The organism is Tenacibaculum sp. 1_MG-2023 (assembly GCF_030547425.1).
Lineage (GTDB): Bacteria > Bacteroidota > Bacteroidia > Flavobacteriales > Flavobacteriaceae > Polaribacter.
This window is the reverse complement of sequence record NZ_JAUORH010000005.1, coordinates 113,570-125,657: the sequence shown is the minus strand read 5'-3', so window position 1 is coordinate 125,657 and position 12,088 is coordinate 113,570. Positions and strand designations below refer to the sequence as shown.

Sequence of the window (12,088 nt, the reverse complement as noted above, 5' to 3'; positions counted from 1 at the left end):
TCTTGCGGTGTAATTTTTGGCTTGTTTTCTGAGGACGTTCTGTTATCGCCATTGCGAGGAGGTAGGACGAAGCAATCTTTTCCTTGATGCCTGTCATTTCGAAGGAGTATGCGACTGAGAAATCTTTAAGTTGATAGTAACTTACATTCATAAGATTATGAGTAACTCCCATACATGAGATTTAGTTCTACTGAACTTAATGTTAAAAATATCTTCCTATACCTGTACACCAAAAAAATAACCAAACAAAAAAGTGTACAGTACCTGTACACTAAAAAAAAAATCATTTTAAAAAGTGTACAAGTGGTGTACACCAAAAAAGTTGTAAGAAAAAAAAGTGTACAAGATTATTTTCTTTTTATCTAGCAGATAATCGTTTCATAGTATCTAAAAAAGCCTGAAAAAATGCATCATCTTTTGCATATAAGCGATACAAATCTAAATCCTGCTTGCGCTTTTGCGCCATGATATCATCTAGAATCTTTCTGAATGCCAAATCTTTATTTTGTGAATCCTGATTATTAGCAAACTTTTCTTCAAAATCTGGATGCGCTTGTATTGCTTTAGTCAAAGATAAAAAAACTACACGTTGGTCTTCAGGAGTAGCTTCCCAGTCTTTAAACCATCTTTCATTAAAGCTATATACAATATCATCTAATACATCTTTCTCTTCTTTAGAACCATGCGCTCCTCTTGGGTTTGAGTTTTGAGGAAGTATTTCTGTTTCATGAGCATCTAAACCTATTGTATAATTTAACTTAACTCTTTCTAACCCATAGGTAGATAAATCAACACTGTTTAATAACTCATCCAGCTTATCTTTATCCTCATCTTTAATAGGTAGTTTAGGAATTAAGAACTTTAAAAACCAAAATAATTTTTCCCATTTTACATTTAAAAAAGGGAGTATTGCAGCCATTTGTCCGTAAATTTTTACAAACTGTTTTGCTTTTATTTTAAAGTCTGCTTTATCCTCTTCACTAAACCCCAATTCATCTGTAAATCGATAAGCAGAATTATCTATAATAGGACTTAAGTTTTGTGCATCTTCTTTGTTAAAAAAGCGAAGAACAAACTCTTCAACCTCTTGCCATTCGTATACTCCACTATCATCTAAAACATCTTTCAAATCATGTAGTATATTCACATCTGTAGCTTCAGATAAAATGGTTGAAGTATAAAATGGATCAAAAGCAATTTTTATATCTTCAGTTGTATTGAAGAAGTCTAATACAAATAAATCTTCTGTTTTCTTTCCTAACTCTGGATTAGATCTGTTTAAACGAGATAAGGTTTGAACCGCTAGTACACCTTGTAACTTTTTATCAACATACATCGCACACAACTTTGGCTGATCAAAACCTGTTAAATACTTATTAGCTACAACTAGTATTCTATACTCGTCGGTATCAAACATATCTTTGGTTTCCTTATCTGAAAAACCATTCATACTAGCTTCGGTATACTTTATACCCCCAACTTCTTTTTCTCCTGAAAATGCAATAACAATTTTAAATGAATTTCCTTTACTTTCAATAACTTCTTTTAAAGCATTGTAATATTTAATGGCAGATTCAATACTTTGAGTTACCACCATTGCCTTAGCCTTACCTTTCAGTCTTTTTTTGTTGACCACATTAGGTATAAAATGATCTAAAATAATTTCGGCTTTGGTTTTTATTGTTCGCTGGTCTCGTTCAACATAGGCCTTTAAATACTTTTGTGCTTTTTGGGTATCAAACTCTGGATTATCACTAATTGATTTTTCTATTTGATAGTAACTTTTTAGCGTGGTGTAGTTATGTAAAACATCTAGAATAAAGCCTTCTTCTATGGCTTGTTTCATAGAATATAAATGAAACGGGATAAACGTTCCATCGGCTTGTTGCATACCAAATTTTTCAAGTGTTGAATTTTTAGGTGTTGCGGTAAAAGCAAAGTAAGAGGCATTTTGTTTTAATTTTCTCGCTTTCATTGCCTCTACTATTTTGTCTTGAGCGTCTACTTCATCTAAATCGGCACCCATGGCAGTATTCATACTGTCGTGTGCTTTACCACTCTGACTACTGTGCGCTTCATCAATTATTACAGCAAAGTTTTTATTCGTAAGATCACCAATACCATCTAATATAAATGGAAACTTTTGTATGGTAGTAATAATTATTTTCTTACCCTGCTCTAGGCTTTCCCTTAAATCTTTAGATGATAATGCTGGGGCAACAATGTTTTTAACTTCTGAAAACTCTCGAATGTTTTCACGAATCTGTTTGTCTAATAATCGCCTATCCGTTACTACAATAACAGAATCAAATAATGGAAGGTCAACACTTTTTGCTCCCTGTGCTTCAGTATGAGTAGGATAGGTTTCTATTAGTTGATAAGCAGCCCATGTTATAGAATTTGATTTCCCCGAGCCTGCTGAGTGTTGAATTAAATACGTGTATCCTGTACCATTAACACTAGCATGGTCTATTAATTTCCTTACTACATCTAACTGATGATAACGAGGAAAAAACAAGGTGCGTTTTGTTAAAGTATCTTTCTTGGTACCATCTAAACGTACAAAATGTTGAATAATATTAGCTAAACTTCTTTTGGTAAATATTTCTTCCCATAAATAGGCTGTCTTATGTCCGTTTGGATTTTTAGGATTTCCTTTACCATGATTATTTCCTTTGTTAAAGGGTAAAAAGAAGGTGGCATCTCCTTGTAATTTAGTAGTCATATATGCTTCATCAGTATCTACTGCAAAATGAACAATACAACGAGCAAACTGTAATAAAGGCTGTTTAGCATCTCGTTGCTTTTTATATTGATGAATACCATGAGAACGCGCATTTTGTCCTGTCCAATGGTTTTTTAATTCCATGGTAATAATGGGAATACCATTGATAAAAATTACCATATCAATTTCCTCACGAGGATTAGCCTCTGAATAGGCTACTTGACGTGTAACACTAAATATATTCTGTCGGAAATTTTCTTTAACACTAGCACTACTACTGGCTAATGGAGCTTGAAAGAACAAGGTAAAGTGTGCATCATCCACTTCTAAACCTTTACGAAGTAAATGCAATACGCCATACTTTTTTATAAGCCTCTCAAACCTGTTTAAAATTTTTAATTGCCAATCGCTTTGTTTTTGTAGTTTTTCTAACTCTTCTTTTTGTGTATTCTCTAAAAACTGCCAAAAGTATTGCGTGTCTATTGCAAAACGCTTGTCAAAATCACTAGGTTGTCCACTTACAAACAATTCATTAGTATATTGTATATCTTCTTCATTAGAAAAGCCATTTCTTTCTTCTTTACAGCTTCCTGTTAATACTTTTTCTATGGTTTGTTCTAAGGCTATTTCGGAGGTATTGCTATGCATAGTTTTGTTTATAGTAAATTTGATAATTTTTTGGGAGTACCGCCTTTTAAATTTCCTTTTGTATTGTAAAAAATATAATTATTAGAAAATATTTCATCTTTACTACTCCAATCAGACAAACTGCACGGGTTTCCTAACGAAAGACAAATATTGGTACCTTGACTCCACATTTTTTCTTTTAATTTGGTACTGTACCAAAGTAGTTTATCGTTGAAACTTAAACAATCTTCTGGCTTTAATTCTGAAGTACCTTTTTTTTCTATGAATTTATTTATAGTCCCTTTAAATCGTAAAAAATCATTCCAAAAATCTTTAAAAGGATATGTTGTATCTTTTTTTTCGTTGCCTAAATTTCTAATTATTCTTCGCCAATTACTAAAGTTATAATTCCTATAGTAATAAGGACTTACTCTATCATAAAAAGCCCCATAATACAATAACACATGCTTTATTGTATTATGATTTTTGTCTCCTACAGGAAAAAGTTCATAAAATTTATCTCGTATAAGAGTTAAACTTTCAATTGTAATTTCTGATGATTTATCTATTAAATGTGTGATGTTTATATTTCCAACATCTCTACCTAATAAATTATATTCGTGGTCTTCAATCTCCCATATTAATTCTTCTAATTCTTTTTGCTCAGATGGTTTACAAGTGTTATAAATTTTGTTTTTAAAATGCTCATCAACAGTAGATTTCTCTTCTGTATCCATAATTGGTTCTTTCCAAATACCTGAATTAATCTGAGAATTAACCTCTATCTTTATGTTACTTACTGAACGGATATTATTATTATACCTTACCCAATAAATACGTAATAATCTGTAAGTATCAGAAATTAGCTCTATACTTGTTTTAGATTTGGTTAAGTATAGTAAAACAGACCAAATATATACCATAGCATTTCTTTCTACAGCCCTGTTATTATCAGTATAATCAGCAAACCAATTTATAGTATTTGTATTTAATAACTCCCAAAACTTGTCTAATGCTATAGGTAACCACTTACAATAATCTCTTTGCTTAATAAATTGTTCCTTCTTCTCAAATAGTTCTTTTAAAACATTAAAATATTTTTCGATACAACTAATATCTAAAACTTCTAAAATATCAGATATTTTTATTCCATTTTCATCAAATCTACTTTTATTGTAAAATTTAGTTCTGTCATCTTTTAAATATAACTCTAAGCCTGCTATACATGATAAAAATTGATTAAATCCTTTATCTGCATTTTGGTTTTTATCTCTTTTAACCCAGAAGAAATCTTGCCATTCCTCCCATTTTTTGCCATATCTATTTTTCTCCTCAATATCAGGTAGTTTTTCTAATAAAACAGCCTTTATATTTTCGTTAGCCTGCATATGCTCCCCGCGAGCATTCATATAAATATATAACTCCTCACCTTGTTCGCTAATATTTGTATCAAAATACCAAAACTCTACTTTGGTTTCTACATAATCAAATAATGCTTCAAAACTTACTTCTTGGCATTCAAGAATTTCTAGTATTCTATTATAGTTATTTAAAACAGATTGTATTGTCTTATCACTTTCATACCTATTCCCAAAGTAATGAAGCGATTCTTTGAATGTAAAATCTTTATTGGATAATTCGTGAGAAATAAAATCTTGTAAAAAAACATGTGAGCTTTCTCTTACTTTATAGTCTAATTTATGTAAATATGTTGCTTTAAATTTATCTTCTAACTTAGAAAATGCTTTTTTGGTAATAGCCAATAATAATAAAACTATTGTTGTTATTCTTTGTTGTCCATCAATTAGAAAGTATTTACCTTCAGATTGTGCGTCTGTATATGCATAGATAAAACCAATATTTGATGAGTATTTACGTGATAAATAAAACTCTTGAAAAGCTTCAGCTAATTCTAAATCTTCTATTTCAGGTAATTTTATTGAAGAAGATGTAAAGCTTCTGTAATCTGTTAGTATAGAGTTTAACAAACCATCTACTTGTAAATTAGACCATACATAATCTCGTTGAACCTCAGGTATTATTATTTGATTAACATATCTGTTGGCAAAAAGATCTTTAACATTATATTTTCCTGCTTTCATAGCTATTATATCTACAAGGTGTTTATAGTTTGCTTTATATGATTTTCATGTTTTAAAATATCAGTACCTGTCCATGCTTTCATGTTGCCTGTATCTGCTTCTGGAAACATTTTGCTAAATACATCAAAAGTATGTTTAGGTACAAAACTTCCTCTTTGTATACGCTCTAAAATATTTTTTCTTTTATCATTAAAAAACTTATTCCCATTAGAGCTATTATCTTTTAGTGAAAGCAAACACATATTACCAATACTGTTTAACCCCCTATCCTCTTTTAAAGCTTTGTAATAGATTTCTTTCTCTGGCTCTTCTCTAACTTCTAATGCTAAAACAGTCTTTATTTCGTCTGTTATTTTATCTCCTAAAATTTGTTTTATAGCCTCTTTTTGTGGATTATCTAAAACAACATTTTTACCTTCTGGTGTTTGAGGAAAAATATGTTCTAAAGTCCAATTTTCATCTTTATAACTATAAAAATCAAATCTTACATTTTCTTGCCCTATGGGAAATACGTTCATAGCCAATAGTATATTATGTAAAGGGGTACTATCTTCATCAGCATAAGATACTTCATCAATGTTTATGTTTAAAATATCTTTTTTTAATGCATTTAACTCTTCTTTTAATTTTTTAATTGAATCATAGGTTAAAAACTCTAGTAATTTGTTTTTAAACTTATGTTTATTAGCTTTTTCAAACCTAAGAAAACCTATTAGGTTATATATTTCTGTATTGTAAAACCAAGACTCTAGTTTATTTTTAACTTCTACAATTATATGAAAGCTTTTTACAAAATTCTCATTTTCTAAATAATAATTAAATAAGTTAAACTCTCCTTTTTTACTTGAAACATGAATACATTTCTTAACTGTTGATTGGGCTGCTATGTGTAGTAAGTTAAACATTCCATCTGTAGAAGAATCGTTAAAGTATAAATTAAAAATTTCAGGATTATTTGCCCATGCAGTAATTTCATCCCACTGCCTACCAATGGTTATTCTTTTTTCTGTTAATTCTTGAAAAGTACCTTTACCATTATGTTTAATTATCTCTCTACCTACTTTAGTTATAAAAAGTCCTTTTATTAATTCTGTTTCTGTTAAAGGTACTTTGTTACTATTTAAATTTTTAAATACTGTTTCACTTACTATGTGCTTTTCAACAGAATTTACAATTATCTTGACATAGGCACAGATATAATTATAAAAATTTACTAATTCTTTTTTTTGTCTACTTGAAGTTAAAGTTTCATAACATTTTTTAGAAGCCTTAAACAGATAAAAAACATCTTGTTTGTTTAATGAATTATCAGCTGCTATAAGGTTTTCCCAATTATGGGCTACTAAACTTAAAAAAGATTCTTTTTGATATATATGGTCTTTAAAAAAGTTTTCTCTAATAGCATAATCTAATTTACTGTCTGCAATATTTTTATGTTCCAATAAAGCAGCAAAACACGATAGTAAAATGGAAAGTGTTGTTAATCTTTGTTGCCCATCAATTACCTCTAAATACGTGTTTTCATCTATTAGAATAGGTTTTACTGTTATGTATTGCAAAAAATATTCTTTTTTATCTGACGACTTATATTTTTGATATTGATTCCATAAATCGTTTAATAATATTGTAACCGCTCCATGTTTGTCAGATCCCCATTTGTAACCTCTCTGATAGGCTGGTATATGGTAACCAATAGCATTGTATTGAAATAAACATCCTATTTGCTCTTGTGTGTTAAAAATACTTTCAACATTATAGATTAACTCTTTCATTTCTTTTTCTTCTTATATTTTTATTACATTAACACACCTTCACCTTACCCGTTACCACACTATTTATTAAACTGCTTTTGTATTCTTTTAACTTTTCTATTTCTTCTTGTTTTAAACTAATGGTTTTATTTATTTTTTCTGATTTACTATCAATAAACTCAAGAATCCTCTTTTGTTCGGAATAATGAGGTATAGTTACCATAAAGTTCTGAATTAATGGTAATCTTAAACTATCAACTGTTGATTTAGCTTCTCCATTTAAAGCAACATTAAAAAATTCACTTCTTAAATAATAAAATAGAAATTTTCCATGTACCATTCGAAAACTACTAAACTTATATACCCTTTGGTGGTAATCAAACTTTCCATTTATATAATGAAATACTTTACCTACACCCGCGCCATCTCCTGCAGTCAAAATTGCTTCTCCATCAAAAGTATAAGTATTAATTTTTTCAGGAGTTTGCGATCTTACGTAAAAGGGGTATTTCCCGTTTTCTACTTTATCCTCTGTATTTTTAGATCCTGTAGTTATATCACATGTAAATTTAAATCTCTTCACCTCCCAATGCTCAGGAATTTTACCAATCCAATCTACGCCACTATCTTTTAGAGGAACGCTATCATCTAAACCACGAGTTACGGCTTTGTGTATGAGTATTTGTTTACGCTCTTTTAATAAAGCAATTTGTTGCTCTTTTATCTTAATTGCTTCTTGTATTTTTTGAGTTTTATCGTCTAAAAAAGTAGCGATGGCTGTTTGTTCTTGGATTGGAAGGAATACTAACTCTGAATTAGCTATGTGTGTAAAACTTAATGTTTGTCTCACCCCTGAACCTAAGGTTTTCATATAAGCAATATCAAAAATATGTAATAACCACTTAAAATATGATTTTGAGATTTCTATAGCGTTTTGTACTATAATGTAACCAGAACTTACAACAACATCTTTATCCGATAAAGCTATTCTAAGACTAATTAAATCATAATTTAAATTTAAAGGATTTATTAAAAATTCGCCTTTATTTAAAACCTGATAAGATTTTTTCGTTGCTAAAGGAACCTTTTCGTCATCTTTATAAACGACTTTACCAAAACTAATAGAGCCTGAGTTTAATTCAATATTGTGAGTTATTTTCTTCTCTTTAAAAAGATGTTTAAAACGTTTTAACTCCCAATGTTCAGGAATTTCTCCCAACCATTCTACCCCAGAATCTTTATAAGATGGATAACGCTGTAAGCTATTTTCGTTTAATCGTTTTTTAACTGCTTCCATCTTTTTAAAACTTTAAAATATTAGCAATTAAACCATCACTTTGTGTTTCTAAAGCTAAAATATCAGCTGTAACTTCTTCTATACTTCGCAAAGGCTTGTGCTTATAAAAATACTTATTAAAGCTAATTTCATAACCAATTTTGGTTTTTTCTATAGCTACCCAAGCTTCAGCAACATGCGGTTGTACTTCCTTTGTAAAGTAATTATGTATGGTGTCGTTTAGCGGTATGTTTTCATAATCACGTAAATCACTTTGGGTTTCGTAAATAATATATTCATTGGCTTTTTCTGTAGCATAATAACCAAAGTCAGCTAAATTTTCTTTTGCACACCCTAATCGTACTAGAAGCTCTTCTAATTGCTTAGGTGTAAACTTTTGTCGTTTCTTTATCACCTTTTCCGCGGCTTCATCATACCAACTTACTGCCTGTAAAATGGTTTTCTTTTCACTGGCGCTTAGTATGATGTCTTTAGTTTTACACACGGCATCTACCTCTTTTTTAAACACATTAAAATCGGTATACAATGCATTACCAATATGCCTAAATAATTCTTGAGCGCCCTTAACTAAGCTTAAATGTTTATTCCATGTTTTTGGGTTGCTTAACTTTTTACGGTAAGCGCTTGATAAGTTGATATCTTGCGCTTCACACCACGCCAATATCGGTTCTTCTAATGACGCCAAGTCTGTATATACCTTGTCTCCATAGGTTTCATATGCCCATGCCATTGGTGCGTTTAAGGTTTTATCGAAACGCAAGGTTGCTATACGTCCTTCAGTAAATTGAGCGTTTAAACGTGCTGGGCGTTCAATAGTTGCTTTATAATAGCCAAAATCAGTATTGTTAAACACTTGCACTGCCAAATCAGTATCTTCCACTGCCGCTACATTTTGAAATGCCTCATAGGCGTTCATAATTTGCTGAATATGTTCGGCAGTTAATTCACAGTTTTTATTTCCTAAGTTTTTACGGAGCTTTTGAAATTGTTGAGAAGCATCAATTAACAAAACCTTTCCTTTTCTGTGTGAAGGTTTGTTGTTAGTCAGCATCCATATATAAGTGGTAATTCCTGTATTATAAAATAAGTTGTTGGGTAATTGTATAATACAATCTAACAAATCGTTTTCTATAATATAACGGCGTATGTTACTTTCTCCTCCGCCGGCATCTCCTGTGAATAAGCTAGAACCGTTATGTACCGAAGCAATACGTGAACCTAAACCGCTTTCATGCAATGGTTTCATTTTATTTACCATTTCCATTAAAAACAAGAGTTGTCCGTCCGAACTTCTTGGTGTTGCATCTACTGTTTCGAGTTCTCCCCAATAATTTGTTAGATTGATAATGAAACGAGGATCGATAACATCTTTTCCGTCTTTAATATATTTTACATCCGAAGCCCATGATTTCCCATAAGGAGGATTCGACAACATAAAATCAAAGTACTTTCCCGCAAACTCATCGGTAGATAAGGTAGAGCCTACACGAATGTTTTCAGGATTGTTCCCTTTAATCATCATATCCGACTTACAAATAGCGTAGGTTTCATCGTTAATTTCTTTTCCGAATAAATAAACATCCCCCTTTGCTTTAATTTCTCCGTCAGGATCTTTTATAAAGTTTTGCGATTCGGTTAGCATACCACCACTACCACAAGCTGGGTCGTAAATAGTCATTAAGGGAGGTAATTCATTTTTAATTGGATCAAAAACTAAATGCGTCATTAAATCAATTACCTCTCTTGGAGTAAAGTGTTCACCGGCTTCTTCATTGTTTTCTTCATTAAACTTGCGTATTAATTCCTCAAAAACATATCCCATTCCTAAATTTGTTAGGGGCGGTAATTTTCTTCCATCAGGATCTTGCTTTTCAAAAGGAGTTAAATTAATATGTGGTGAGGTAAACTTTTCAAGTACATCCAACAACACATCTTTATTCGCCATATGGCGTATTTGTGCTTTTAAGTTGAACTTCGTTATAATTTCACGCACATTACTACTAAAACCAAGCAAGTACTCTTCAAAATTTGCTTGTAATAATTGTTGACTATTGGTTGCTGTATCATGTAATTTTTGAAGCGTCCATTTACTGGTATTGTAAAACACATAGCCAGAAGCCTTAGTTAAACCGTTTGCATCATCTTCCGTAAAACCCAATTCTTCTTTTTGAAATCGTTTTTCCTCTAATACTTCATCTTTTGTAGGTTCAAGTAATACATCTAACCTACGTAAAACGATCATTGGTAAAATTACATCTCTATATTTTCCTCGTACATAAACATCTCGTAAACAATCGTCTGCAATAGACCATATAAACGATACTAATTTATTGTGGCTCGTATGTGTCATATATTTTATTTCCTTATTAAGGAAGAAATTTTGTGTTATTTTAAACGCCCTAAAATAACAAAACCCGTACAATTACCCTACGGAAAACCATAAGAAAGCGTAAAAAAGAGGTAAGTGTGTTAAAAATAAGATTTAGTATTGTTGTATAAGTTTTAAAAGTATACGTACCGTAATAGAAAAATGTTTGTTTTTAGAATTTTGTTAGTTGTTGTGTGTTGGTTTTTGTTTTTGCGAGGAGGTGGAGAAGAGTATGGATAAACGCCGACCTATTTTTATTTTGCTAGGATTCAAGGTTATGGAGTATAAGAGAATCCAAAGAGTTTACGGTCTGGATTCGAATACGGAATACAACGTAGAATTCAAAAAAAGAAAAATAAGTCTTGATTTTTTGTTTCGTTTTATATCAAGACAAAATGAAAGTATATGTTTGTGAGTAACTCTGCTTCATGAGATTTCTCAGTCGTTCATAAAACCGCTTCTTCGAAATGACCGTTTTAGATTCATGAGATTACGTCACTTTCCACTTCGACTTCGCTCAGTGTCCGTTCATAATGACGTTAAGGTGTCAGTTCGAGTGATTTTGTGCAACGTAGTGGAACAAAATAGTATCGAGAAGCTTGTTGTTATCAAATACTTCTCGATACAAAACTCCTTTTATTATGTTTAATGAATTTCACTCAAAGTGAGAGTTTGTTGTTAATTCTAGGCTTGCTTCCTGAGGACGTTTTATTATCGTCTTTGCGAGGGGGTAGAGAAGAGTATGAGTAAAGACCGACCTATTTTTATTTTAGTAGCATTCAAGGTTATGGAGTATAAGAGAGTCCAAAGAGCTTACGATCTGGATTCGAATATGGAATACAACGTAGAATTCAAAAAAGGAAAAATAAATCTTGATTTTTTGTTTCGTTTTGTATCAAGACAAAATGAAAGTATATGTTTGTGAGTAACTCTGCTTCATGAGATTTCTCAGTCGCTCATAAAATCGCTTCTTCGAAATGACCGTTTTAGATTCATGAGATTACGTCACTTTCCACTTCGACTTCGCTCAGTGTCCGTTCATAATGACGTTAAGATGTCAGTTCGAGTGATTTTGTGCAACGTAGAGGAACAAAATAGTATCGAGAACCTTGTTACTACCAAATACTTCTCGATACAAAATTCCCTTCACTGTATTTCGTGAATTTCACTCGAAGTGACAGTTTGTTGTTAATTTTCGGCTTGCTTTCTAAGGATGGT

Annotated in this window: 5 protein-coding genes; all 5 read right to left on the bottom strand. The window is 31.3% G+C overall.

The features are described from left to right. Nucleotides 1–358: 358 nt before the first annotated feature. Genes Q4517_RS05460 through Q4517_RS05440 form a run of 5 tightly spaced genes read right to left on the bottom strand, consistent with a single transcriptional unit; the run spans nt 359 to nt 10,852 of the window. Nucleotides 359–3,373, bottom strand: a complete 3,015-nt coding sequence (locus tag Q4517_RS05460) for a type I restriction endonuclease subunit R (protein WP_303507121.1) — start codon at nt 3,371–3,373, stop codon at nt 359–361. Nucleotides 3,374–3,381: 8 nt separating this feature from the next. Then, nucleotides 3,382–5,454, bottom strand: a complete 2,073-nt coding sequence (locus Q4517_RS05455) for a DUF262 domain-containing protein (protein WP_303507119.1) — start codon at nt 5,452–5,454, stop codon at nt 3,382–3,384. An 11-nt stretch (nt 5,455–5,465) separates the two neighbouring features. After that, nucleotides 5,466–7,226, bottom strand: a complete 1,761-nt coding sequence (locus Q4517_RS05450; RefSeq protein WP_303507116.1) for a DUF262 domain-containing protein — start codon at nt 7,224–7,226, stop codon at nt 5,466–5,468. A 28-nt stretch (nt 7,227–7,254) separates the two neighbouring features. Next, complete coding sequence (locus tag Q4517_RS05445; protein ID WP_303507113.1) at nt 7,255–8,502, bottom strand: restriction endonuclease subunit S; 1,248 nt, start codon at nt 8,500–8,502, stop codon at nt 7,255–7,257. 4 nt (nt 8,503–8,506) lie between these two features. Next, a complete protein-coding gene (locus Q4517_RS05440; RefSeq protein WP_303507111.1) occupies nt 8,507–10,852 on the bottom strand; it encodes a class I SAM-dependent DNA methyltransferase in 2,346 nt (781 codons plus the stop codon). Nucleotides 10,853–12,088: the final 1,236 nt, after the last annotated feature.